Origin of the sequence: Burkholderia sp. Ac-20345, assembly GCF_017104825.1 — a bacterium.
GTDB lineage: Bacteria > Pseudomonadota > Gammaproteobacteria > Burkholderiales > Burkholderiaceae > Burkholderia > Burkholderia lata_B.
Window position 1 is genome coordinate 50388 of record NZ_JAAGPO010000028.1, and the last position, 24345, is coordinate 74732.

The following is a 24345-nucleotide window of genomic DNA, read 5'->3' on the forward strand; positions in this document are numbered from 1 at the left end:
TCAGGCAGCCGGCAACGCCATGCACTGGAGTACCCCATGACGACCACGAACAATCCGCATATCGGCAGCGATTTCGATACCTTCCTCGAGGAGGACGGCAATCTCGAAGCGGCCACCGCCACCGCGATCAAGCGCGTGATCGCCTGGCAGATCGGGCAGGAAATGAAGGCGCAGCACATCACGAAAACCGCGATGGCCGCGCGGATGAAAACCAGCCGCGCCGCGCTCAACCGTCTGCTCGACGAAACCGACACGAGCCTCACGCTGGCGACGCTCGCGAGCGCGGCCGCCGCACTCGGCAAACGGCTCAGCTTCGAGCTGGTGCCCGCCTGACGGGCGTGAAGAATCGGCGTACGGCCGAATCCGCGACTATCCGCGTGATGCGCACGGCGGAATGGCCGGCAATCCGGCCAGCGGTTCGGTCGTCGATGCGGTCATGATCAGCCGGCGCGTCGCCGCAGGCGGGCGAGTGCCGGCCCGCGCGCGCATGCCGGGTCATTGACGCGGCCCGGCCACCTGCAGATAGAGCAGCGCACCGCCCGCGAGCATCAGCGGGCACAGGATGTACCAGCCGGTCGTCAGGAACAGCCCGGCGACCGCGACCAGAGAAATCCATGCACATCGGCGCGCGATGCCGCCACGCGGCAGCAGTTTCAGCGCGGCGGCTGCGCCGAGCCCATACACCATCACGAAGCATCCGGACGTGACGAGCACGAGCGGCTTCGGTCCGACGTCCGACAGCGTCGTCGCAGCCAGTGCGACGGCTGCGAGCACAGCGATCACGCCGAGACTGCGGCGCGGGACGCCGCCGACCTGGCTGCCTTGCGCGAGCCACGCGGGCAACGCGCCGTCGCGACCGAGCGCCGCGCCGAGCTTGGCCGCGCCCGCGAAATACGCGTTCATCGTGCCGAGCGTGAGCAACAGCGCGCCCGCGGCGGCCAGCACTTGCGCGTGACCGCCGATGCCGCCCGCGATCAGTTCGGCGAGCGGCGCACCCGATGCGCCCGCGGACGGCCCGAGCACCGTCACGCTCGCGGCGGCGACCGACAGATACAGGAACCCGACCACCACGACCGCGATCCCGGCCGAGCGCGGCATGTCGTGCGCGGGCCGGCGGAATTCGGCCGCGAGATGCGTGATCGCTTCCCAGCCGGCGAAACTCCACACGAGCAGCGCGGCGGCCTGGCCGACCGCGAGCCAGCCGTGCGGCGCGAACGGATGCAGGTTCGCGGTGCGCGCATGCGGCGCGGAGGCGAGCACCGCGGCGAGCAGCAGCGTGACGAGCAGTGCCGACAAGACGAGTTGCATGCGGCCCGAAACGGTGACGCCGAATGCATTCGCGGCCGACACGGTCGCGATCAGCGCGGCAGCCGTGACGATGATCGTCGTGTGCCCGCCGCCCGTGACGGCCGCGACGTATGCGCCGCCGAACATCGCGGCGGCCGGCGCACCGGCCGGTACCGCGAAGTAGAAGCACCAGCCGACGATGGCCGCGGCTTTCGGCCCGAACGCGCGCCGCGCGTAAGTCGACACCCCGCCTGAATCGGGATAGCGCGCGCCGAGTGCGGCGAAGGTGGCCGCGAGCGGCCCGGACAGCACGACGAGCGCGGCCCATGCGAGCAGCGAGGCCGGGCCCGCGACCTCGGCAGCCAGGGCGGGCAGCGCGATCACGCCGGTGCCGAGCACCGCGCCGATATAGAGCGCGGCGCCCTGGAAAATCGTCAGCGAGCCCGAGTGATGAGCGGCGGGCGAATCGGCATGCGAGGGCATGGGCAGCAGTCTCCGGAAGTCTTGTTGTGTTTGGGCGCGCGCGTCCGCGCGGAAAATCGTCCGATGCTACCCGAACGATGAGGGCAGCGCGGCCCGGCGATTAGTAGTCCGTGCCGCGGCGCGTGTCAGCCGATGTCAGCAGTGGCGCGCGAGCCGCAGGCGGGCATCCTCGCGCGCGGCGGGCGACAGTTCGGGCGCGTAGTGGAACGCTCCCGAGACCAGCGATGCGACGGGCACGCCGTCACGGAACAACACGCGATTGCCGGCCAGCGCCGGCACCTTGTCGCCGGGCAGCAGCGTGCCGGCAAGATTCAGCGGATCGGCGCCCGTCACGCACACATACTGTCCGTTGCCCGGTTGCCGCCGCAGTTCGCGCAGGATCGGGATCGCTTCGGGCAGCGCGAACTGTTCGCCCGCGAGCCCGGCGACGAAGCGTCCGCCGCGAATCTCGCCGCGCGCTTCGAGGCGCTGCAGCACGCGCACGAGTTCACGCCAGCTCGGCAGCCAGTCGGCTTCGCGTTCGAGCAGCCGCCAGAACACGACGCCGTAGCGGCGCAGCAGCGTCCATGCGATGTGTTCGAGCGCGTCGGGGTCGGTCGCCTGGCCGCGTTTCGGTGCCGGCGCATCGTCCGGCGGCGCGTGGCGTTGTACGAGTGCCCAGCGGCCCGCGTCGTCCATCCCGCCGATCAGCGCGCCGCCGCGCCGCGTGCGCGGCGCATAGGTCGCGCTGCGCTTGACGGCCGGTTTCAGCAGCGCACGCAGGCCCGCGTAGCTGTCCGCATTCACGAGGCCGGCCGACACGAGTTCGCCGAGCGCCTGTTCAAGTTCGACGGGCAGCATGTGCAGGTCGTCGAGCATCGCGTCGAAGAACATCGCGCCGTGCGCGGCGAGGGCGTCGCGCACCTGTGCGGCCCGCGCGGACAGCGCCGGCTGCGCATCGGGATCGCGCAGCGCCTGCCACGCGGAGAGGTGGCGGCGCGGCAGCAGCACGATCGGTGTCGTCTTCACGGGAGTGCCGGCTGCGCGCGCCGGTGCGCCGATGCGGGTCCACACGAGCTTGCCGGAGCGGCACAGCTCGTCGAGCCCGCCCGCCATGTAGTCGGTGAGCCGCGCGGGCAGCAGCGCGTCTTCCCATGCGCTCGCCGCGGCCTCGTAGCCTTCGAACTGTTCGACCACGGCCGCGAGTGCTTCGCGGCCCGTGCCGCGCGTGTCGGGCGTCAGGTGTTGCCAGTGGAACAGGAAGCGCATGAAATCGGCGCGCTCGACCGGCTCGATCTCGCGGCGCAGCCGCTTCACCGTATAGCGATGAATGCGCGCAAGCAGATGGCGTTCGCACCATTCGTCCGTCGTCGTGCCCGGCGTGAACCGGCCGCGCATCACATAACCTTCGCGCTCCAGCGCTGCGAGTGCCGTCGCGATCGACGCAGGCGGCAGGCCGAGCGGTGTCGCGATCGAATCGAGGGCAAGCGGGCCGCAGCCGGTGAGCCGTGCGCGGATCACGTCGACGAGTGCGGCATCCGCTTCCCACGGCTGCGCGCAGGCAGCCGGCACCTTGAGCGCCGGCGCGATGCGCGCGTCCGGATGCAGCGCACGCACGCACACGAGCCGTTCGACTGGCACCCACATGGCGGCACCGTTCGGCGTGACGAGTTTCGTTGCGCGGCGGCGTTCGGCGAGCTCCGCGAGCCGGTCGGGCCAGCCTTCGTATACGTGTGCTTCACTGTCGGCGATGCACGCGAGCGTGAGCAGCGCGTCGTGCATTTCGTCGGCGTCGCGCACGAGCGGCCATGCTTCGTCGCGCACCGCATCGATCGCGTCGGCGTCGAGCGCGCCGAGCTCGTCGGCCGATTCGGGATCGCTCCAGCGGCGCGACTGTACGGCCTGCGTGCGGCGCTCCTCGAGCGGCGCATCGTCGAGGAACGCGTAGGGTTTTGCGTTCAGGATCTCGGCCGCGAGCGGCGACGGCGCGGGCAGGTCGCGCGCGACGAGCTCGATCGCGCCGCTTTCGATCCGGCGCAGCAGCGCAAGCCAGCCATCGGTGTCCATCGCGTCGTGCAGGCAGTCGTCGAGCGTCTGGTCGACGAGCGGGTGATGCGGAATCTCGCGCTCGCCGACGATGTTCTCGAGGCACGCGACCTGATCGGGGAACACGGTCGCGAGCAGATCCTCGCTCTTCATCCGCTGCAGTTGCGGCGCGGTGCGCTTGCCGCCGGTGAAGCGCGGCAGCGCGAGCGCGGTCGTCGCGTTCCAGCGCCAGCGCACGCCGAACAACGGCGCGTCGAGCAGTGCCTGGATCAGCACGTGCTCGGCGCTGGCCGAACGCAGGTAGCGCCACACTTCGTCGAGCGCGAAGCTGTGCGCGAGCGACAGCGACAGGATGATCGCGTCGTCGGTCGCGGCCGCCTGCAGCTCGAAGTTGAAACTGCGGCAGAAGCGCTTGCGCAGTGCGAGCCCCCATGCGCGGTTGATGCGGCTGCCGAACGGCGAATGGATCACGAGCTGCGTGCCGCCCGATTCGTCGAAGAAGCGCTCCATCACGAGCGTGTCCTGCGTCGGCAGCGCGCCGAGCGCGGCGCGGGTGCGTGCGAGGTAGTCGGCGATCTGGTGCGCGGCGTCGGGCGACAGGTGCAGATCGTCGACGAGCCAGCGCAACGCCGGCATGAGGCGGCTTTCGGCCGGGCTGGCAGGGGTGGCACGGGCGACGTCGTTTCGTACACTGATCGCGGCTTCGGCTTCGGCTTCGGCTTCGGCTTCGGCTTCGGCTTCGGCTTCGGCTTCGGCTTCGGCTTCAACACGTCGCGTCGATTTTGCACCGCCCTTGGTCTTGGATTTGGTCGTCGCCTTGACTCCAGCCGCCGTCTTCCCGCCGATATCGACGTCAGTGCGTTCACCGCCTCCGGCATGCCCTTGCGGGTCACCGTCGGCGAACAGTCCGTCGAGCCGCGCGCGCAGCCGGCCGACCGCCGCTGACAGCTCGTCGCTGCGCCCCGGCGCTTCGCCGAGCCAGAACGGAATGTTCGGCGACTGGCCTTGAGCGTCCTCGACACGCACGCGGCCCGTTTCAACGCGAATGATCCGGTACGACTGGTTGCCCAGCTGGAACACGTCGCCCGCGAGGCTCTCGATCGCGAAATCCTCGTTGACGGTACCGACCTGGATGCCCTGCGGTTCGAGCAGCACAGCGTAGTCGGCCATGTCGGGGATCGTGCCGCCCGACGTGGTCGCGGTCATCATCGCGTTGCGGCGCCCGCGCACGGTGCCGCCGACCACGTCGCGATGCAGGTATGCGCCGCGCACGCCGCGCCGGCTCGTGAAACCTTCGGCGAGCATCGTCATGACTTCGTCGAAGCGCTCGCGCGTCAGCCGCGCGTACGGCGCCGCGCGCGTGAAGCTTGCATACAGCGCGTCTTCCTGCCATTCCGTGCACGCCACTTCGGCGACGATCTGCTGCGCGAGCACGTCGAGCGGCGCTTCGGGAATGCGCAGCGTGTCGAGCTCGCCGCGCTGCACGCAATCGAGCAGCGCCGCGCATTCGACGAGTTCGTCGCGCGACAGCGGAAAGAGCCGGCCCTTCGGCACGCCGCCGACATGGTGCCCGGAGCGGCCGACGCGCTGCAGGAACGGTGCGATCCCGCGTGGCGAGCCGACCTGGCAGACGAGATCGACGTCGCCGATATCGATGCCGAGTTCGAGCGATGCGGTGGCGACGAGCAGCTTCAGTTCGCCGCGCTTCAGGCGCTGCTCGGCGTCGAAGCGGTGTTCCTTCGCGAGGCTGCCATGATGCGCGGCGATCGCTTCCTTGCCGAGCCGGTCGGCGAGATGGCGTGCCATGCGCTCGGCGGTGCGCCGCGTGTTGACGAACACCAGCGTCGTGCGATGCGCGGCCGCGAGGCCGGCGATGCGGTCGTACACCTGTTCCCACACGTCGGTTGCCATCACGGGTTCGAGCGGCACGTTCGGCAGTTCGAGCGCGAGGTCGCGCTCGCGCGTGTGGCCCGTGTCGACGATCGTGCAGTCGCGCGGCGCGTCGGCCGGGCCGCCGACCAGGAAGCGCGCGACCGCGTCGATCGGCTTTTGCGTGGCTGACAGCCCGATGCGCGGCAGCGCACGACCGGCCAGCGCGTCGAGACGCTCGAGCGACAACGCGAGATGGCTGCCGCGCTTCGATGACGCGAGCGCATGGATTTCATCGACGATGACCGAGCGCACGTTCGACAGCATCTGCCGCCCCGACGTGGACGACAGCAGTACGTACAGCGATTCGGGTGTCGTCACGAGGATGTGCGGCGCGCGCTTGCGCAGCGCGGCGCGCTCGGCCTGCGTCGTGTCGCCGGTGCGCACGGCGGTGCGGATCGCCGGCACCGGCAGGCCGAGTTGCGCGAGCGATTCGGCGATGCCGGCCAGCGGCGCATCGAGGTTCACGTGGATGTCGTTCGACAGCGCCTTCAGCGGCGACACGTACACGACGAGCGTCGCGTCGGGCAGCGTGCCGTCGTGCGAGAGCGCATCGCGCACCAGATCGTCGAGCGCGCAGAGGAACGCGGTGAGCGTCTTGCCGGAGCCGGTGGGCGCGGCGACCAGCGTCGAGCGGCCGGCCTTGATGTGCGGCCACGCAAGCGCCTGCGCGCCGGTCGGCGCGGCGAACGTGCGCCGGAACCACGCGGCGACGGCCGGGTGGAACACGTCGAGCGCACTGGCGGCAGGGCGGGTAGCGGTGACGTCCATCGGAGCGTTGAAATGGGGTGCAAGCGCGCGGAAGGTGCGCGTGCGAATCGAATCGTCAGTGTGCCAGACGTCGCGCGTGCGTGCCGGGCACGCAGGTCGACGATTCGGATTCAGATGGGGGCCCGCACCGTACTTTCAATGAACGGAAAGTTGCATGCGCGTCGGCATGCCGATCGCGCGCCGAATTGCGTCAAATTGCAACTAAACGCGATTCAGCCAGCCGAGCCAGTGTTCGAGCAGCGGCGCACGCGACCACAACGACTGCGCGAGCCACAGTGTGCCGCCCCATGCGGCGGCCACGACGATCAGGTCGCAATTCCCGCTGTTCCACAGGTTCAGCGAATGACGCCGCCAGATCCACGGCACGCCGAGCGGGTTCGGCCAGTCGGCGAGCAGGTGCATCACGCCGCCGCACGCGAAGCCGAACAGCGGCGCGGCCCACAGCGGATGCGGATGATGGATGAGCCCGTGCCACCCGAGCGCGAGCAGCGCGATCCAGCCGATGCCCCAGTGCGTGACGGTGCGATGCGTGATCCACAGGCGGCGCTTGCGGCTCCACCATGCGACTTCGAGCCAGTCGGGCGCGGTGCCGCCCGCGACGCCCGCCGCGAATGCGGCGAACAGGCCCGAATGCCACGGGCCTGTTGCCCCGGTTTGTGCGACGAGGACGGCGGCGGCGACTCCGGCTGCGAAGCCGGACGCATGATGCGCATTGTGTGATGCCATAGGAAGCGAGACGAAGAAACGTGAAGCGGCGCGTGAACGAAAAAATGATGCGGTGCGAAAGCGGGGCGCTATCTTCGCAGATCGTCTCGTGCTGCGGGAGGGCCGTTTGCAGATTTTTTTGCACGTGCCGCTTGGCCCGCCGCGCAGTTCGCAACTTTCGGTTTTGTGCGCTGCGTGACGATGCGCATCACGTGCAATTTCGACCGATTCGCATGCATGTTCGGAAGCCGCAGCATGATCGTGCGCACACGACGAATGCGCTTTCGTCGCACGCCACGTGTTCGACCCTTTTTGTCCCCCTATACTACGAAACCGGAGATGGCCATCGGCGTGCCGGCGGCCATGAGCGGAACAGGTGCTTTTCCTGCCTGAAGGAGATCCACATGGGGGACATGCAATGACTACGCTGAATCGCTTCAAATCATCCGCTGTCGTGCTCGCGACGGTGGCCGGCATCGGCTTCCTGCCGAACGCGCCCGTCTATGCGAAGGGGCCGCAGCCGGCCGTCCTGACGAGCTCGGCCGTTGCGGTGGCCGACAAGTACAGCGCGGATGCCGCGGAGCGGATCTTCAAGGAAGGCGGCAACGCGATCGACGCGGCCGTCGCGATCGCATTCACGCTCGCCGTCACGTATCCGGAAGCCGGCAACATCGGCGGCGGCGGCTTCATGACGATCTACAAGGACGGCAAGCCGTACTTCATCGACTACCGCGAACGCGCGCCGCTCGCCGCGACGAAGGACATGTATCTCGACAAGGACGGCAACGTCGTCAAGGGCATGAGCCTGTATGGTCCGCGCGCGGTCGGCGTGCCGGGCACGGTCGCGGGCATGTGGGAAGCGCAGAAGCGCTTCGGCAAGCTGAAGTGGAAGCAGGTGCTTGCGCCGGCGATCCACTATGCGCGCGACGGCTTCGTCGTCGACGAACAGCTCGCGCAGCGCGGCGTCGACGCATCGAAGGAGTTCGGCGGCAAGACCAACTTCGACAAGTATTTTTCAGGGCTGAAGGCCGGCGTGAACTTCAAGCAGCCGGATCTCGCCGACGTGCTCACGCGCATTGCGGACGACGGCGCGGAAGGTTTCTACAAGGGCAAGACGGCCGAGCTGATCGCCGCATCGATGAAGACCGGCGACGGCAACGGGCTGATCACCACCGAAGATCTCGCGCAGTACCGCGCGGTGTGGCGCCAGCCGGTGCAGGCGAAGTGGAACGGCTATGACGTGATTACCGCGCCGCCTCCGAGCTCGGGCGGCATCGGCCTCGTGCAGCTGCTGAAGATGAAGGCCGACCTCAAGCAGGACTTCGAGGGCGTGAAGCTCAACTCGCCGCAGTACATCCACCTCGTCGCGGAAATCGAGAAGCGCGTGTTCGCCGATCGTGCGCAGTATCTCGGCGATCCGGATTTCTACAAGGTGCCGATCGCGCAGCTGACCGACAACGCATACATCGCGAAGCGGGCGGGCGAAGTCAACCCGAAGGAGCCGTCGGATACGAAGAGCGTGCAGCCGGGCCTCGGCACGACGATGCCGGAAAAGGCTGAAACGACGCACTTCTCGGTGGTCGACAAGTGGGGCAATGCGGTGTCGAACACGTACACGATCAACGGCTATTTCGGCTCGGGCGTGATCGCCGACGGCACGGGCATCGTGCTGAACGACGAGATGGACGACTTCTCCGCGAAGCCGGGCGTCGCGAACATGTTCGGCGTGGTCGGCAGCGACGCGAACGCGATCGAACCGAAGAAGCGCCCGCTGTCGTCGATGTCGCCGACGATCATGACCAAGGACGGCAAGGTATCGCTCGTGATCGGCACGCCGGGCGGCTCGCGCATCTTCACGTCGATCTTCCAGGTGATCAACAACATCTACGACTTCAAGATGCCGTTGAAGGAAGCCGTCGGCGCGATGCGCTTCCATCACCAGCTGCTGCCGCCGAACACGATCTTCTGGGAGCCGTACCACCCGATCGAAGGCGAACTCGCGAAGCAGATCGAGGCGCGCGGCTATACGCTGAAGGGGCAGGATTTCAGCGGCGACATCCAGGTGATCAAGATCGACGGCAAGACGCCGGAGGCGATGGCCGACCCGCGCGGTCGTGGCGTGACGCGGATCATTCACTGATGTAAAGGGGGCGTGCGCGGTGGCGAAGGCGGCCGCGCACACCATGTTCCGCAGCCGGGTGTCGTGCCGCCGGCTGCGGGACGCACTCAGCCGGTGGACCGGATGAATCCGGCGATGCGTACCGCGATGGCGTCGGGCGCATCCTCGAAGCAGTAGTGCCCGACGCCCGCCAGCCGTTCGACGGGCGCGGCCGGAAACAGGGCCGTGAAGAGCGGCAGGAAGTGTTCGGCGCCGAGCGTTCGATCGGCGTCTCCCCAGATCGCGAGCGCGGGCTTTTCGCGTATCGCGCGCAGTGCCGCCGCATCGGGCTCCTCGAACCGGTGCGCGCCGGCGGCAAACCCGCGGGCCCATCCGATTGCGCCGACGCAGTCCTCAGGCTGCGCGAACGGCTCGCCGTATGCGGCGAGCCAGGTGTCGTCGATGACCGCGTGATTTTCGAATCCGTTCAGCTTCAGCGTGCTCAGGATGTTGAAGCCGAGCTGACCGAGCACCGTCTCCAGCGTATCGTCCGCCGCCGCGCGCATGATCCACTGGAACCACGGCGCATCGCGACCGTTCGCGGTCAGGCGCTCGACCAGGTCGGGCTGGCCGAACGGCGTCGGCCCATTCGCGGACACGATGCGCCGGATCCGATCCGGATGCCGCGCGGCCAGCCCCATGCCGACCGGCCCGCCGAAGTCGTGCATCACGAGCGTGATGCGATCGAGGTCGAGCGCGAGCACGAAGCGCTCAAGATTGTCGATATGGTCCTGCAGCCAGTAGCTGCGGCCCTGCGGCGTCGCGCTTTTGCCGAAGCCCATGTGATCGGGGACGACGACGCGGTGCGTCGGACTCAGCGCCGTAACCAGATGGCGGAACAGGTAGCCCCACGTGGGTTCGCCATGCAGGCACAGGATGGTTTCGCCGTCATGCGGGCCTTCGTCCACGTAGTGCATCCGGAAGCCGGATGTGTCGTCGAAATGCGGGGCGAATGGAAAGGTGCCATCGAACGTGGCATCGGGCCTGATCATCGAACGCTCCTTCGGATAGTCGGACAGATTGATTTCAAGTTGAAACCGAATCGAAGCGTAGGATATTAGGTTTCAAGTTGCAACCAAAAAGATGTCCGGGACAACCTTGGATGGACTGCGCCATGGGTGCGTGATGATGCGTCGGAAGGGAACAGTGCCGGAATTTATCGGCCGGAAATAGGAGTTGATGTGCCAATCGGGCCCGAATCGACCATTCCGTTCGTCGAACGCGAACAGTCGGGCCTCGGACGATTGATCTTTCGTGTAACGAGTTTTATATTGCAACCATTCATTTCAACGGAAACGACCGCCGTTCCACCCGCATTTGGGGAACGGCATCGCCCCATGCATCGATGAACAGACGAACCACGCACGAGGATTCCCCCTGCGGCGTTGCCCGTCCGCTGGACGCGATCGGCGACTGGTGGTCGCTGCTGATCGTGCGCGACGCGTTCGACGGGCTGCGCCGCTTCGGCGAATTCCAGAAGAACCTCGGGCTGGCCAAGAACATCCTGGCCGCGCGTCTGCGCAACCTGGTCGCGCACGGGATCATGGACATGGTGCCGGCCGCGGACGGCGGCGCGCATCACGAATACGTGCTGACCGAGAAAGGGCGCGGCCTGTTTCCGCTGCTCGTCGCGCTGCGGCAGTGGGGCGAGGATTTCTTCTTCGAACCGGACGAGGCGCACGTGCTGCTCGTCGACCGCAAGAGCGGATTGCCGGTCAGGAAACTGGAACTGCGGTCGCAGGATGGGCGTGTGCTCGGGCCGGAGGACACGGTCGTGCTGCCGCCGCCGGATTGACCCGCGGCGGTCGCATCCGAGCTACCGCTTCAGCAGCGCGTGCGCCTGCACGATCTGCTCGGCGAGCTGGTTGATCGAGATGCGCCGCTCCATCGCCTGCGAGCGGATCTGCTGATAGGCCTCTTCCTCGCTGATCGCGTTGTGCTGCATCAGCAGCGTCTTCGCTTCCTGCAGCGTGCGCGCGGACATCACGCGCTGTTCGAGCTGCGCGATGCGGCGCCGGTATTCGTCGTGCCGGCGGCTCTGGTGGCACGCGAGCGCCATCGCGCTCAACAGGCCGAACGAGCGTACCGGCGTCGTCACCGCGCTCTGCGCATCGATGCGCAGCATCAGTTCGAGGATCGTCGGGCTCTCGTAGGTCGTGACGGCGATGAGTGGCGGCCGTGCGTCGTCCTCCAGCCACGGAATCGACAGGTGCAGCAGGTCGGGCCGGACCGCGAGAATCACGAGGTCGACGCTTTCCGGCAACGCGGCGGGCGGAGGCCAGCGCTGCTCGGTCGGGCAGCCGATGCGCGAGAGCTGTTCGACGAGCAGCAGGCCGTTGTCGTCATCCGGGTAGTACACCATCACGCGCAGCGAGCGCAGTTCGGCGAGCAGGCGAGGCGTCGAGCGGATCGGGGTGCGGGCGCGCATCGTCGGTTACGCCTTCTGTTCGTCGGGCGCGTGCACGCGGTCGCCGAGCGAATGCGTGACGAGGTACGGATCGGGATGCACGCGCCGCGTCGCTTCGCGCACGATCGTGAAATTGCCGTCGGCCGTTGCGCAGCCGATGCGCGGGTAGAGACACGTGTGCTGCGTGAGCCGGTCGATCTTCACGCGCCCTTGCGGCGCGTCGAATTCCGCATCCGCGAGATGTTCGACGAGCCGGTCGCGCTGGTCGGTGCCGGCACGCGCGAGCGCGTTGGCGAACAGGTGCACCTGGAAATACGCGGCTTCCCATGGCGCGGACGCGCTCGCGTCGTCGCCGAAACGCGCCTTGAGCTGCGCGATGCAGCGCCGGTTCACGTCCGAATCGATGGTCTGGAAATAGGGCGATGACGTGTAGTGGCCGGCCGCGGCCGCGCCCATCTGGCCGAGTTCGATCTCGGAGGTCGTCAGGCTCGCGATCGGCATCTTGCGCGCATCGAGGCCGGCTTGCGCATACGCGCGGTAGAACGCGGCCGTGCTGTCGCCCACCAGCGTGCTGAACACGAAGTCGGGCGCCTTCGCGCGGATGTCCTCGACCACCGCCGCGAAATCCTGCTCGGACGCGACGAGCGGCATGTACACCTCGCCGAGGATCTGGCCTTCCGGATGCTGCGTGACGAGGTCGATCATGATGCGGTTCGACTCGTACGGGTAGATGTAGTCGGACCCGACCAGGTACACACGTGCGCCGAATTGCGCGGTCATGAACGCGGCGAGCTGCACGCTGTTCTGGTTGGGCGCCGCGCCCGTGTAGATCACGTTCGGCGAGAACTCGAAGCCTTCGTAGAGCGTCGGGTAAAACAGCAGCTTGTCCCACTTCTCGACGATCGGAATCAGCGCCTTGCGGCTGCTCGACATGTACGCGCCGAACAGCACGTTCACGCGCTCGGTGGCGATCAGCTCCTCGGCGAGCCGCGCGTAGACGGCCGGGTCCGAACAGGCATCGCGCACGACCGGCACGATCTCGCAGCCGTTCGCGCCGCCCGCCTCGTTGATCTCGGCGATCGCCTGCAGCGTGCCGCGCAACTGGCTCTGGCCGAGGTGCGACGTGCATCCGCTTTGCGAGAACAATACGCCAACCTTCACACTGTTCATTCGGTCTTTCCTGTCTCTTCCGGGTGGGGCCGTCACGCGGTCAGCCGCCCGGCCGCGTGCGCGACGACGGCCGGCAATGCGTCGCCGTTCGCCGCGTGGATGCAGCTCGGGCCGACGCCAAGTATTGTAGACAACCCCGGCGGCTCGCCGAACGACAAACCGGCGATCGCGACGCCACGCCGCCGGCCCTGGCGTGCCGCGTGACGCGCATCCTCGACGAGGTAGCGGGGGTCGAACACGTCGATGTCGGCTGCTTCGCCGTCACCGATCATCAATACGGCGGCCCGTGCGCTCGCGGCTTCGCGGCGCAGCAACGCCAGCGCATGGCGCAGTGCGGCGCCCGTGCGCGTACTCATCCCGCTGTCGGCCGCGAGCAGCGCCGCACGACGGCCGGCGTCGAACGCTTCGCCAAAATCCTTGAAGCGCGCGTAATACACGCGATGCCGGCCGTCCGACGTGTAGCCGTGCACGGCCCAGCGCCGCCGCTGCCGGTCGAACAGGTCGCCGAGCACGAACGCCGCTCTCTTTTCGAGCGTGGCGACCTGCGCGGCCGTCGACGCCGACAGGTCGAGCAGGATCAGCACGGGCCCGCGCGCGTCCTGCGCCATGCGGCGGCGAAACACGCGCGGATCGGGCGCATGCCCGGCACGGCGTGAGATCCGTGCGGCGATCACGGCGTCGACGTCGAGCGCATCGCCGTCGAGCTGGCGGCCGACGCGCCGCATCGGCTCGGCCGCACGCGGAGACGGCACCCGCTTCGCCGTGCGCCGGTCGGCTTCGATCAGCGCGGCAAGCGAACGGGGTGGTACCGACGTGGCCGGCGGGCGTTCGACGATCGTCGTCCAGTCGCGGCGTTCGCGTTGGGTGTGGCAATTCCATTCGGGATAGCGCGGCGCATCGGGCGCGGGCGGCGGTTCGTCGTCCGGTTCGTCGCCGTGGCCGCCGGTCGAGGCCGACATCTCGACGCCTTCGTTGCCGGCCTGTTCGGCCGCGGCGGCCGGCTGCGCCCACAGCCACGCGTTGTCGTCGCGATAGGGCAGCCATGCGCCGTCGTCGGGTTCGAAACGCACGCGCATCTGGCCGAGATCGTTCGCGAGTCGCGATGCGATCGTGCGGAACGCGCGGTAGTCGTCGAGCGCATCGCGGTGATCGTTGAACAGTTGCACGCCCTTGTCGACCCACGGGTTGCCGTCGCGATATGACGGATCGAACAGCGCTTTCGCCAGCCGTGCGCACAGGCGGCCGAACGTGAGCCCTTCACGGTCGATCGGCGCGAACGCGGGCGCCCAGAACGTCGCGAGCCCCGGCCACGTGCGCGCGAGCAGCGCCTCGACGCGCGCATCCTCGATCAGCCCGGCGATCGCGATGCCGATCGGCGTCAGCTTGTCGGCTGGTTCGCCGGACGGCGAGTGCCGCCAGTGTGCAAGCGCGTGCGCGGCCGCCGCGATGCGCGCGTCGGGCGGCAACGCACCGGGCACGCGCAACGCGGCATGGCCGAGCGTCGCGCGCAGCGCCGCATCGTCGAGCCGTACGTCGGTCTCGTGCGCGGTCATGCCGTGCAGGAAGCGGGCGAGTTGCAGCGCGCTCATGTCGCGAAGTGCGCGGCGGCCATCGTCTGCAACGCGGCACGCGTGTCGGCGTCGTCGGTCGCCGCGTCGCTGATCGCGATCCGGCACGCATCGAGCGGCGCAAGCCCCGCGACGATCAGCCGGGCCGCGTGCACGAGCAGGCGCGTCGATGCACCTTCGTCGAGCCCGTTGCCCGCCTGCGCCAGCGCGCGCGTACGCTGCGCGAGATCGACGAGCCGGCGCGCGGTTTCCCGGTCGGCGCCGCTTTCGCGCACGACGACGTCGGCTTCATGCGCGGCATCCGGATAGCCGAAGTCGATTGCGACGAAACGTTGCCGCGTCGACGGCTTCAACCGCCGGTGCTCGCCGTGATAGCCGGGGTTGTACGAGATCACCAGATGGAAATCCGGATGCGCATGCACGACCTCGCCGAGCCGGTCGAGCGGCAGCACGCGCCGCGAATCGGTCAGCGGATGGATCACGACCGTTGCATCGGGGCGCGCCTCGACGATCTCGTCGAGATAGCAGATCGCGCCATGCCGTGCCGCGAGCGTGAGCGGCCCGTCGGCCCAGTAGGTGCCGTCGGCGTCGAGCAGGTGGCGGCCGGTCAGGTCGGCGGCCGACGTGTCGTCGTTGCACGCGACCTGGATCAGCGGCAGGCCCATGCGCCACGCCATGTACTCGACGAAACGCGTCTTGCCGCAGCCGGTCGGCCCTTTCAGCAGCACCGGAAGGTGATGGCGGCAGGCCGTCTCGAACCAGTCGGCCTCGGCGCCGGCAGCCTGGTAGAACGGTGCGTCGGCAATGCGGTGCCCGGCGAGCGGATCGGTGGCAAGCGGCGTATCGCGTGCGCTCATTACCACCTCCCGGTCATCATCAGCATGCCGGGCAGCCAGCAGGTGCCGACGCCGATCGCGATCGTGTAGCCGGGCAGGAAGCGCACGCGCCGCTTCAGCCCGAGCGCGACGAAGAACAGGAACCACAGGCTCGACCACAGCAGCCACATCGTGCCGAAGCGCACGTCATGCGACGTGCCGGCATAGACGAGCGCGCTGATCGCGACGAACAGGCAGTACCAGCCGAGGCCCGCGCCTTGCAGCCCGCGCCACTGGACGGCGGCGAGATACAGGTACGTGAATGCGAACAGCAGGCCGCCCGCGCTCGAGAAGTATTGCTGCGGCGCCGAGGCCTGCACGAGGCCGACGAGGTTGATCAGCAACGCGAGCAGCCCGACGAGCAGGTTCAGGCCGGCTGCGTCGCGCGGTTCGATGCGACCGGTGAGCGCGACGCCGTTGACGACCAGCACCGCGCCGATGAAGAAGAGAGCGACACCGAGCATGATGGAGGCTCCAGAGAGAGACGGAGCCGTTCGCGCACGCGGCGCGAACGGCCGGGCAGGGCGCGGGCTCAGCGGTGCGCGGGCGCTTCGGACGGGATGCCCTCGATCGGGCATTCGGGCGTGCCGGGCGTCGCGCGCGTGAGGCGTTCGACGGCCTGGCGCGTGCCGTCCGGGTCGTTCACCCAGTTCGCGTAGAACTCGAACGGGCATTGCGCGACGCCGTTCGGCGATTCGCCGGAACCGATCTTGCCCGTGTAGCCGCGGTGCAGCAGCTTGTACAGGTGGTTCTGCGACTGCATGTTGCGGCGGGCGTCGCGGATCAGGCTCACCGACAGCTCCGCGTACTGCACGCCGTTTTCTTCCTCGCCGCATTCGCCGAGCGTGCGGCCGTCGAAGCCGACGATCGCCGAGTGGCCGAAATACGAATACACGCCGTCGAACCCGGACGCATTCGCGACCGCGACGTAGCAGTTGTTCATGAACGCCATCGCCTTCGACACGAGCACCTGCTGGTCCTTCGCCGGGTACATGTAGCCCTGGCAGCGCACGACGAGCTCGGCGCCGCGCATCACGCAGTCGCGCCAGATCTCCGGGTAGTTGCCGTCGTCGCAGATGATCAGGCTGATCTTGAGCCCCTTCGGCCCGTCGGCGACATACGTGCAGTCGCCCGGATACCAGCCTTCGACCGGTACCCACGGCATGATCTTGCGGTACTTCTGCACGATCTCGCCCTGGTTGTTGATCAGCACGAGCGTGTTGTACGGCGCCTTGTTCGGGTGTTCCTCGTGGCGCTCGCCGGTCAGCGAGAACACGCCCCACACATTGGCCTTGCGGCATGCGGCCGCGAAGATGTCGGTCTCCTCGCCGGGGATCGTCGAGGCCGTGTCGTACATCTCCTTCGCGTCGTACATGATCCCGTGCGTCGAGTATTCGGGAAACACGATGAGGTCCATGCCGGGCAGGCCGCGCTTGATGCCGACCACGCGCTCCGCGATTTCTCGGGCGTTCGCGATCACGTCGGCGCGCGTGTGCAGGCGCGGCATCTTGTACTGGACGACGGCGACGCCGACGGCGTCGTTGCTGCTGGAAATATCGCCATGACGCATGGTGTGCTCCTGGTTCGGGTGAAGACGTGCGTTTTCGAAAGACAAAAAAAGCCCTTGCCTCGACGAGCGAGGCAAGGGCTTCTTTGCCGGTCCGTTCATCCGACAACGCTGTCGGATAACGGGAATGCGGATGGGTGGCCCGATGTCGGGCCGGCGAAGCGCGGGCTAGCGGGCGCGCGCTGCGCACGATCGTGGGACGTCTTTGTCCGCCGGATCGATGGGATGCACTCTAGGCAAAGTTTTTTTTTGACGCAACATCGCGTATACCCCTGCACGTCATGATCAAGCGGCGACCGGTACGGGGGGCGTTCGGGGTCGTGCATTGCGTTAGGCGATCGCGCGGGGTCGGACGCAAGATTGCGCGAACGATGGGGCGGTATCGTGCGCACGTCGGCGCGAACCGATCGCCGTAACCGGCACATCGGCATTGCCTTGAAGGTTGCGTGTACAACCTTTATGGGCATGCCGATGCGCGTCGAACGATGCTCAGCTCCGGTCGTTCGCCGCGTTGCTTTCGAGGAAGCTGTCCACCGCGATCAGCGACTGCTCGTCGAGCGTACCCAGCACGCTTTTCAGCTTCAACTGCAGCTTCAGCGCATCGAGATAGCTGTCGAACAGCTTCTGCCGGATGCCCGAGATGTCGCGCCGCAGGTTCAGCGTTTCGTATGTCGTGCTGTAGCCGACCTGGTGCGCCTTCATCGACGAATCGTATGCGAGCCGCGCGGCTTGCAGCGACTGCTGCAGCGCGCGGATGCGCTTGCCGACCGATTCGAGCGCGGACAGCGCCTCGCGATGATCGGTGCCCAGTTGCTCCTCGACCTCGCGCAGCCGGTTGCGGTATTGCTCGGTCACGTGCTCGGCTTCCACCTGCCGGTAGTACACGCTGCCGCCGGAGAAGATCGGGATCGTCACCTGCACGCCGACCGCGCTCTGATGGAAGTCGGAGCGATCGGTGAGCCCGCGCAGGTTCGGGTTGAGCCCGCGCGAATACGACGCGAACAGGTCGACGGTCGGCAAGTGCTCGGCGCTGACGCGCTTCGCGGCGAGCCGCGCGACCTGGACGTCGCGATACGCCTGCCGGTACGCGGGGTTGTCCTGCGGCGCGTATTCGCCCGCCGGAATGCGCGGCGACGACCCGCGCATCGCGAGCCTCGGCCAGCGCGAGAAATCGATCGTCGAACCGAGCAGCGTCTCGTAGCGCGCGCGGCGCGCATCGACATCGGTTTGCGCGAGGGCTTCGTCGGATTGCGCGAGGCTGCGGCGCGCCTCGATTTCGGCCGTATCGCCGATCGTCTTCATCCCGAGCTGCGCCATGCGCCGCGTATCGCTTTCGAGCCGGGTGAGCGCGTTCACTTCGTCGTCGGCCGACTGCAGTTTCTCGCGCGCGCTCAGCAGGTCGAAGCACGCGTTCGCGACGCGCAGGATCAGGTCCTGCCTCGCCACCTCGAGCTTCTGTTTCGCCGATTCCTCGTACTCGGTCGCGCGCCGCATGTCGTACAGGTAAGGCACGTTGAACAGCGCCTGCGTGACCTGCGCGGAACCGTATGCGGCATTGCTCGACCCGCTGACGTCGATGCCGAACAGGTTCGCGTGCGTCCCGTAGCGTCCCCATTCGAGTTGCGCGGCAGCCTGCGGCAACATCTGCGCGCGTGCTTCGGGGAATTTCTGGCGGGCCGCGTCGTATTCGCTGCGCGCCTGCAGGTAGCGCGGATCGTGCACAGCCGCGTACTGGAAGGCGGTGTCGAGGCAGAACGCATGCGCGTTTGCGGACATCCCGGCTATCGTTACAGCGAACAATGTCATGGTTGCAAGTCGGGGATTCCACCTAGTCGAAAAACTTGATAGGGAATTACCCGCATTCCGCGTCGCCGATCCGCAATTCGCGCACCTCGTTTCAAACATGGCCGTCTCCGTCTCCTGCCCGTGCCGCAACGCATTGCGGCGGGATTTAAACGTATTGAAATTGAAATTCAAACAGCGTGAATGCCTGCTACCAGTGGCGCATCGGAAAACGCGCCTGTAAGAGTGTGTCCTCCATTGAATTCCGATGCGCTCGCATGATAGCCTGATTTCGGCTCGTAATCGCAGTGATTATTAGATTAACAAGTCGCTAGGGATTAAAAGCCGTTTGTCTTTCAATGAAGGTTCTTTGCATCATCTTTATTTTTTACGAGGAGAGAATGATGAAGGTCATGACGACGGAACAGGTCAGGAATGTGCATGGCGGCGGTGCGATCAGCTCGCTGGGTAGCCTCGCCGTTGACGCCGCGCCGGTGGTGACCGCGCTCGGCCAGTTCCTGCCGAGCCTCGGCAATTACCTGCAGAACCCGAAGACGTTCAATAACACCGGCAAGTAACCGCCGTGCGCGGGGAGGCGCCCCCCGCGCGAAATGCTGCGAAACAGAAGGAAAAGAATCGATCGCCGCAGTGGAAATAAAACGAATCCGAAATGCATTATTTTCGGTTCGGGCGATTATCAGGAGGCAGGAGTGCCGGATTATCCCCGTAATAAAGTCAACAGCCATTGGGATTGCAATTGGCTGACGGTGGCGGGCATTCCGACAATATAAAGGCCACAACAAATGCGAGACATCACGGAAGAACAGGCCCGCCAGATTCGCGGCGGCGCGTCGCTTTACTCCAATTCGGCCGCCTATACGGTCGATCTCGTCAACCAGTCGATCGGGACCACGCTCCAGGGCCTGATGACCCAGTACCAGACCCGCGCCGTCGAACAGTTCCGGATGTCGCTCGGCTCGTCGCGCTGAGCGGCCCGCCCAGCAGCCGGTAACACCGATCTTCCGTCGCAGCCGGCAGCGTGCCGGCTGCGCCCATGCGTATCGCGCACGACCCGCCACGGGCCCGCTACCGGCAGGCCCGGGCGGCGCGTCGTCGCGCCCCGGGTGCCCGACCATGCTCTTCAATACGCGTAAAGTCCGTCCGGTCCTGCAGGACGAGGTGACGGAGTGCGGCCTGGCCTGCCTCGCGATGATCGCGTCGTGGCACGGGCGCGAAACGACGTTGCGCACGCTGCGCAACCGCTATCCGGTCCGGATCGATTCCGGGCTGTCGTTCTTCGACCTGATGGAGATCTCGAACGATCTCGGCCTGCGCGCTCGCGGGCTGCAGTTCGACGCGGGCGAGCTCGACGGGCTCAAGACGCCGTGCATCCTGCACTGGGGGATGAACCACTATGTCGTGCTGACGAAGGTCGGCTACGGCAGCGTGCACATCGTCGATCCCGCGCTCGGCGAGACGAAACTGCCGCTCGCGCAGGCGCTCACGCACATCACCGGCTATGCGCTCGAACTGAATCCGGACATCGGCTTCACGCGGGCTGGGCAGGCTGACCGGATCCGGTTGCGCGACTACCTCGAAGGGCTGACCGGCATCCGCAAGAGCCTCGCGATCGGCATCGCGGGCGGCGTTGCCGCGCAGCTCCTGCTGCTGCTCGGGCCGTCGTACGTGCAGCTGACGATCGACGAGGCGCTGAAGAAGACCGACGTCGACATCCTGTACCTGCTGACGATCCTGTTCGCGATCGTGTTCCTGTTCGACACGCTCTACGCGAACCTCGTCGGCAACATCAAAAGCTACCTGCGCAACATCGTGTCGCAGCAGTTGTCGGCGAACATGGTCGGGCATCTCGCGCGGCTGCCGATCGGCTATTTCCTGTTCCACAACACCGGCGATTCGATCTCGCGCGTGTCGTCGGTGTCGGAGGTCGGGCGCTTTCTCGTCGACGGGCTGGTCGGCGGGCTGCTCAATATCGTCACCTGCACGCTGACGCTCGTGCTGATGCTGTACTACAGCCCGGTGCTGGCCGGCATCAGCCTGGCCGGGATGGTGCTGTTCGCGCTGAGCCGGCTCGCGATCCAGCCGCAACTGCAGGACGCGATGTCGCAGATCCTCACGCGCGGCGCCGAAGCCGATGCGCTGCTGATCGAGAACATCCGCTCCGCGCATTCGATCAAGCTGCTGTCGGCCGAGACCGCGCGCAGCAGCCTGTGGGTGAACGCGTTCACGCAGAAGCTGCAGGCGATGCGCCAGCAGGAGCGGCTGCAGTTGCTGTTCGACGCGATCTCGAAGGGGATCGTGCACGTCGAGCAGCTCGTGATCGTCACGTACGGCGCGTGGCTCGTGATGCACGGCCAGAGCACGATCGGCGTGATCTACGCGTTCATCCAGTACAAGAACCTGTTCGCCGACAAGTTCATCGATTCGATCCAGCTCTACGTGCGCCGCAAGGTGCTGCAGGTGCATATGGACCGCGTCGCGGATGTGTTGCAGACCGAGACCGAGGAGCCCGCGCCCGACGCGGTCGTGCGGCCGATAGACGGGTTCGACGGCGCGCTGTCGATCCGCGCGTTGTCGTATACGCCGAAGGGCGGCAACCGCCCGATCCTGCGCGACATCGCGCTCGACGTGCCGGCGGGCGGCAAGATCGCGATCGTCGGCCGCACCGGCAGCGGCAAGACGACGCTGCTGAACCTGATCTGCGGGCTCGTGCGGCCCGAGCCCGGCACGCTGTTCGTCGGCGGTGTGGATCTCGCGGAAGTGAACCTGCGGCAGTACCGCAAGCATCTCGCGGCCGTCACGCAGTCCGACCAGCTGTTTCGCGGGACGATCCGCGACAACATCACGAACTTCGCGCCCGCGCCGCGGATCGGCGCGATGTTCGACGCGGCGAAGCTCGCATGCATCCACGACGAGATCGAGCGGCTCGACCATCGCTACGACACGCCGCTCGGCGATACGCAGAAATTCCTGTCGGCCGGGCAGATGCAGCGGCTCCTGATCGCGCGGGCGCTGTATTGCGAGCCGCGCCTGCTGATCCTCGACGAATTTTCGTCGAACCTCGACCAGGCGACGACGCACGAGATCTGCCGCAACGTGCTGACGCTGCCGTGCACGATCGTGCTCGTCACGCACGATGCGTCGATCCTGTCGATGGTCGACCGGATCTACGAGATGCAGGACGGCGTATTGACCGATGCGACCGGCGCATGGCGTTCGGCCGAGGAGACGCGGTGATGCTCGGACGACTCTTTCTGCTCAATCCGTTCTCGTATGCGTTCCTGGTGCGGCGCGCGGTGCGCGCCGTCGCGCTGCGCACGTCGCCCGCGCGCGGGCTGCGGCTGATGCGCTGGTGCTCGCGCGCATGCCTGCGGTGCTTTCCGTGCATTCGCGAGTCGATCGAGCGTGCCGTGGCGTACATGCTGAGCGCGCACCTGAACGACGATCCGCGACGCGTGCGGGAAGTGTCGGCGGCGATCGTGCGCGAACTGTTCGAAGCCGAGTTCGCAGGGCTCAAGCTGCGTACGCACAGCCTCGAATCGATGAAGTCGATGATCGACGGGATGGCGTGTGAAGGCGACGCGCAGCTGCGCGCGGCGCTCGCGCGCGGCGGCCCGCTGATGCTGGCGGGGCTGCACTTCGGCAACCTGATGCTGTTCGTCACGAAGCTGCGCTTCATGATTCCCGACGACCGCAAGCTGATGGTGATCCTGCACCGCGATGCGCCGGGCGCGTTCTTCGACGATGCGCTGCGGCTCGTCACCGAATACGGCGCAGGCGAAGTCGAGTTCATCGACATCGAGGAGCGCGTGCACCTGCGGCGGCTGATCACGAGCCTGCGGCGCGAGGCGCCCGTGTTCCTGCTGTTCTCCGACCTGCACGGCAAGTTCGGCAAGACCAACCGCTGCCGGCTCGGCGGCCGCTGGGTGCGAATGGCCGGCGGCGGCGTGAAGCTCGCGGTCGAGCAGGGGATTCCGCTGCTCGTCGCGTATGCGACGGGCGTGCCGTTCCGCGACCGCTGCGCGGTGCATTTCACCGAGCTCGCGGCCAGCCCGCTCGCGCCGATGCTCGGTGCCGACGACGACGCGTCGCCCGTGCGCGCGACGCACCAGCGCATCGTCGACCGGCTCGAGCAGGCGCTCGTGCGCCAGCCCGAGCAGTGGCATTTCTGGGAACACTTCACGCCTTACCTGATGCCGACGCCGCTGCTCGATGCGGCCGCGCGGCGTCGCTCCTGACGAGCCCGCCCCATGCCGACCTGGAACTCCGCCCTCCGAGAACAGAAGCCGTCGCGCAAGCTCGCGCGCGGCACGACCTTCGGCACCGTGATCCACGGCGTCGTCGACGTGCCGGTGTCGATGCGGTTCTTCTGCTACCTGTCGCTCGCGATGTTCGCGATGTTCGTGACCGCGCTCGTCGAACTGAGCTACGCGAACACCGAGAGCGTGTCGGGGATGCTGACGCCGCGCTCGGGGCTGATCGGCGTCAGCGCGCCGCCGGGCTGGGCCGTGCGCGACGTCTACGTCGGCAAGGACCAGCACGTGAAGGCCGGCCAGCGGCTGCTGGCGGTGACGCGCGACACGAGCTTCGTGAGCCAGGCCAACAACGTGCAGGGGATGCGCGCGGCGCTCGACCGGCAGCGTGTCGAGGTGACGCAGCAGATCGACGCGGCGCGGCTCGAATACAAGTCGTCGGTACAGCAGATCAACCAGCAGATCGCCGCGCAGGGCGAGAGCAGCGGGCTGATCGGCCGGCAGATACAGGACCAGAAGCGCATCGTCGACGAGTACGGCGAACGGCGCGCACGTGTGAAGCAGCTGCTCGACGAACAGGTCGTGACGCTCGAGCAGTACAACCAGGTCAACACGCAGTACCTGCAGGCCGGGCAGGCGTACCAGGACCTGCTGCTGCGCCGCGCCGAGCTCGCGAAGAACGCGATGAAGCTGCGCGGCGACCTCGACACGATGCAGAGCAAGTACGACGGAGCGAACGCGGAACTGAAGATCAAGCAGGAGGAGCTGAACGCGAAGGAATACAACATCGACGAGAACGTGAACCAGGTGCTGTACGCGCCGGCCGACGGGCAGATCGTGCGGCTCGATGTCGTGCAGGGCGGCGTGATCGACCCGCCGGGCACGCGCGTCGTCGAGATCCTGCCCGCGAAGGCCGACGGGCTGATCGCCGAGGTCTACATTCCGTCGTCGAAGGCCGGTTTCGTGAAGAAGGGGCAGGAAGTGAAGGTGGCGTATGCAAGCTATCCGGTCGAGAAGTTCGGCACGTATCGCGGCAAGGTGCTGTCGATCTCGCCCGTCGCGTTTTCCGCGAAGGAGCTGAACCTGCCGGGCGATGCCGCCACGCCGCAGACCTACTTCAAGACCTGGGTCGAGCTGGCCGACCGCACGCCCGCGTTCGAAGGACGGCCGCTGTCGCTGCGGGCCGGGATGATGCTGAAGGCCGACATCGTGCTGGAGCGGCGCAGCCTGCTCGAATGGCTGTTCGAGCCGCTGTACCGCATCCGTCAACGCCTGTTCGGCGTGCCGGCCTGAGCCGATGGCGAGCCGGAACAAGGACCGCCGCCGCGTGCGGCCGGGCGCCGTGCG

The 24345-nt window shown here is 67.2% G+C and carries 19 protein-coding genes; 8 read left to right on the forward strand and 11 right to left on the reverse strand.

Annotated features, from left to right (window positions below):
* Positions 1–36 precede the first annotated feature (36 nt).
* Positions 37–333, forward strand: coding sequence for an XRE family transcriptional regulator (locus tag G3O06_RS13360; protein WP_011355454.1), 297 nt, complete (start codon positions 37–39; stop codon positions 331–333).
* A gap of 162 nt (positions 334–495) precedes the next feature.
* On the opposite strand, the gene G3O06_RS13365 is transcribed toward G3O06_RS13360, so the two are convergent.
* The 3 genes from G3O06_RS13365 to G3O06_RS13375 all read right to left on the reverse strand — a co-directional run bounded on the left by G3O06_RS13365 (position 496) and on the right by G3O06_RS13375 (position 7221).
* Positions 496–1770 carry an amino acid permease gene (locus G3O06_RS13365; RefSeq protein ID WP_205816308.1) on the reverse strand — a complete coding sequence of 425 codons (1275 nt, stop codon included), beginning with the start codon at positions 1768–1770 and terminating at the stop codon, positions 496–498.
* A 135-nt stretch (positions 1771–1905) separates the two neighbouring features.
* Positions 1906–6495, reverse strand: coding sequence for a DEAD/DEAH box helicase (locus G3O06_RS13370; protein WP_205816309.1), 4590 nt, complete (start codon positions 6493–6495; stop codon positions 1906–1908).
* A gap of 201 nt (positions 6496–6696) precedes the next feature.
* Complete coding sequence (locus G3O06_RS13375) at positions 6697–7221, reverse strand: metal-dependent hydrolase (protein ID WP_174910538.1); 525 nt, start codon at positions 7219–7221, stop codon at positions 6697–6699.
* A gap of 397 nt (positions 7222–7618) precedes the next feature.
* Here G3O06_RS13375 and ggt point away from each other — a divergent pair, with 397 nt between their 5' ends.
* The gene (gene ggt / locus G3O06_RS13380; protein WP_174983662.1) at positions 7619–9340 is read left to right on the forward strand and encodes a gamma-glutamyltransferase; all 1722 of its coding nucleotides are present in this window, start codon (positions 7619–7621) and stop codon (positions 9338–9340) included.
* 86 nt (positions 9341–9426) lie between these two features.
* On the opposite strand, the gene G3O06_RS13385 is transcribed toward ggt, so the two are convergent.
* Complete coding sequence (locus tag G3O06_RS13385; RefSeq protein ID WP_205816310.1) at positions 9427–10350, reverse strand: alpha/beta fold hydrolase; 924 nt, start codon at positions 10348–10350, stop codon at positions 9427–9429.
* A 353-nt stretch (positions 10351–10703) separates the two neighbouring features.
* Between G3O06_RS13385 and G3O06_RS13390 the strand changes: the two genes are divergently transcribed.
* Positions 10704–11153: a helix-turn-helix domain-containing protein gene (locus G3O06_RS13390; RefSeq protein ID WP_174996414.1), complete on the forward strand. Its 450-nt coding sequence runs from the start codon at positions 10704–10706 to the stop codon at positions 11151–11153.
* Positions 11154–11174: 21 nt separating this feature from the next.
* Here the strand turns inward: G3O06_RS13390 and G3O06_RS13395 are convergent, their stop codons facing one another.
* From G3O06_RS13395 to G3O06_RS13425, 7 genes are all read right to left on the reverse strand, one after another.
* Positions 11175–11786, reverse strand: a complete 612-nt coding sequence (locus G3O06_RS13395) for an ANTAR domain-containing protein (protein ID WP_174910533.1) — start codon at positions 11784–11786, stop codon at positions 11175–11177.
* A 6-nt stretch (positions 11787–11792) separates the two neighbouring features.
* A complete protein-coding gene (locus tag G3O06_RS13400) occupies positions 11793–12935 on the reverse strand; it encodes a transporter substrate-binding domain-containing protein (protein WP_174932346.1) in 1143 nt (380 codons plus the stop codon).
* A 32-nt stretch (positions 12936–12967) separates the two neighbouring features.
* On the reverse strand, positions 12968–14524 hold the full coding sequence (locus G3O06_RS13405) for a nitric oxide reductase activation protein (RefSeq protein WP_205816311.1): 1557 nt from the start codon (positions 14522–14524) through the stop codon (positions 12968–12970).
* Positions 14521–15360: a CbbQ/NirQ/NorQ/GpvN family protein gene (locus G3O06_RS13410; RefSeq protein WP_205816312.1), complete on the reverse strand. Its 840-nt coding sequence runs from the start codon at positions 15358–15360 to the stop codon at positions 14521–14523. Before G3O06_RS13410 ends, G3O06_RS13405 begins: the two co-directional genes overlap by 4 nt.
* Positions 15360–15842, reverse strand: coding sequence for an AmiS/UreI family transporter (locus G3O06_RS13415; RefSeq protein ID WP_174910522.1), 483 nt, complete (start codon positions 15840–15842; stop codon positions 15360–15362). The genes G3O06_RS13410 and G3O06_RS13415 overlap by 1 nt, the downstream gene beginning before the upstream one ends.
* A 68-nt stretch (positions 15843–15910) precedes the next feature.
* On the reverse strand, positions 15911–16948 hold the full coding sequence (locus tag G3O06_RS13420) for an aliphatic amidase (protein ID WP_174956453.1): 1038 nt from the start codon (positions 16946–16948) through the stop codon (positions 15911–15913).
* A gap of 486 nt (positions 16949–17434) precedes the next feature.
* Positions 17435–18850 carry a TolC family protein gene (locus tag G3O06_RS13425; RefSeq protein ID WP_174996574.1) on the reverse strand — a complete coding sequence of 472 codons (1416 nt, stop codon included), beginning with the start codon at positions 18848–18850 and terminating at the stop codon, positions 17435–17437.
* A 278-nt stretch (positions 18851–19128) separates the two neighbouring features.
* Here G3O06_RS13425 and G3O06_RS13430 point away from each other — a divergent pair, with 278 nt between their 5' ends.
* From G3O06_RS13430 to G3O06_RS13450, 5 genes are all read left to right on the forward strand, one after another.
* Positions 19129–19305: a hypothetical protein gene (locus G3O06_RS13430; protein WP_006479216.1), complete on the forward strand. Its 177-nt coding sequence runs from the start codon at positions 19129–19131 to the stop codon at positions 19303–19305.
* A gap of 225 nt (positions 19306–19530) precedes the next feature.
* Positions 19531–19716 carry a hypothetical protein gene (locus tag G3O06_RS13435; protein WP_027791386.1) on the forward strand — a complete coding sequence of 62 codons (186 nt, stop codon included), beginning with the start codon at positions 19531–19533 and terminating at the stop codon, positions 19714–19716.
* A gap of 145 nt (positions 19717–19861) precedes the next feature.
* A complete protein-coding gene (locus G3O06_RS13440; protein ID WP_205816313.1) occupies positions 19862–21982 on the forward strand; it encodes a peptidase domain-containing ABC transporter in 2121 nt (706 codons plus the stop codon).
* Entirely contained in the window at positions 21979–22983 is a 1005-nt protein-coding gene (locus G3O06_RS13445) for a hypothetical protein (protein WP_205816314.1), read from the forward strand. Before G3O06_RS13440 ends, G3O06_RS13445 begins: the two co-directional genes overlap by 4 nt.
* 12 nt (positions 22984–22995) lie before the next feature.
* A complete protein-coding gene (locus G3O06_RS13450; RefSeq protein WP_124577653.1) occupies positions 22996–24291 on the forward strand; it encodes an HlyD family efflux transporter periplasmic adaptor subunit in 1296 nt (431 codons plus the stop codon).
* The last annotated feature ends 54 nt before the right edge of the window (positions 24292–24345 follow it).

Bases quoted from the DNA above. Each gene is read 5' to 3' on its own strand.
- G3O06_RS13450 (WP_124577653.1), top strand. From the start codon at position 22,996: ATGCCGACCTGGAACTCCGCCCTCCGAGAACAGAAGCCGTCGCGCAAG.
- G3O06_RS13390 (WP_174996414.1), top strand. From the start codon at position 10,704: ATGAACAGACGAACCACGCACGAGGATTCCCCCTGCGGCGTTGCCCGT.
- G3O06_RS13435 (WP_027791386.1), top strand. From the start codon at position 19,531: ATGCGAGACATCACGGAAGAACAGGCCCGCCAGATTCGCGGCGGCGCG.
- G3O06_RS13420 (WP_174956453.1), bottom strand. From the start codon at position 16,948: ATGCGTCATGGCGATATTTCCAGCAGCAACGACGCCGTCGGCGTCGCC.
- G3O06_RS13400 (WP_174932346.1), bottom strand. From the start codon at position 12,935: ATGAACAGTGTGAAGGTTGGCGTATTGTTCTCGCAAAGCGGATGCACG.
- G3O06_RS13370 (WP_205816309.1), bottom strand. From the start codon at position 6,495: ATGGACGTCACCGCTACCCGCCCTGCCGCCAGTGCGCTCGACGTGTTC.
- G3O06_RS13360 (WP_011355454.1), top strand. From the start codon at position 37: ATGACGACCACGAACAATCCGCATATCGGCAGCGATTTCGATACCTTC.
- G3O06_RS13385 (WP_205816310.1), bottom strand. From the start codon at position 10,350: ATGATCAGGCCCGATGCCACGTTCGATGGCACCTTTCCATTCGCCCCG.
- G3O06_RS13405 (WP_205816311.1), bottom strand. From the start codon at position 14,524: ATGAGCGCGCTGCAACTCGCCCGCTTCCTGCACGGCATGACCGCGCAC.
- G3O06_RS13410 (WP_205816312.1), bottom strand. From the start codon at position 15,360: ATGAGCGCACGCGATACGCCGCTTGCCACCGATCCGCTCGCCGGGCAC.
- ggt (WP_174983662.1), top strand. From the start codon at position 7,619: ATGACTACGCTGAATCGCTTCAAATCATCCGCTGTCGTGCTCGCGACG.
- G3O06_RS13395 (WP_174910533.1), bottom strand. From the start codon at position 11,786: ATGCGCGCCCGCACCCCGATCCGCTCGACGCCTCGCCTGCTCGCCGAA.
- G3O06_RS13440 (WP_205816313.1), top strand. From the start codon at position 19,862: ATGCTCTTCAATACGCGTAAAGTCCGTCCGGTCCTGCAGGACGAGGTG.
- G3O06_RS13365 (WP_205816308.1), bottom strand. From the start codon at position 1,770: ATGCCCTCGCATGCCGATTCGCCCGCCGCTCATCACTCGGGCTCGCTG.
- G3O06_RS13425 (WP_174996574.1), bottom strand. From the start codon at position 18,850: ATGTTTGAAACGAGGTGCGCGAATTGCGGATCGGCGACGCGGAATGCG.
- G3O06_RS13415 (WP_174910522.1), bottom strand. From the start codon at position 15,842: ATGCTCGGTGTCGCTCTCTTCTTCATCGGCGCGGTGCTGGTCGTCAAC.
- G3O06_RS13375 (WP_174910538.1), bottom strand. From the start codon at position 7,221: ATGGCATCACACAATGCGCATCATGCGTCCGGCTTCGCAGCCGGAGTC.
- G3O06_RS13430 (WP_006479216.1), top strand. From the start codon at position 19,129: ATGATGAAGGTCATGACGACGGAACAGGTCAGGAATGTGCATGGCGGC.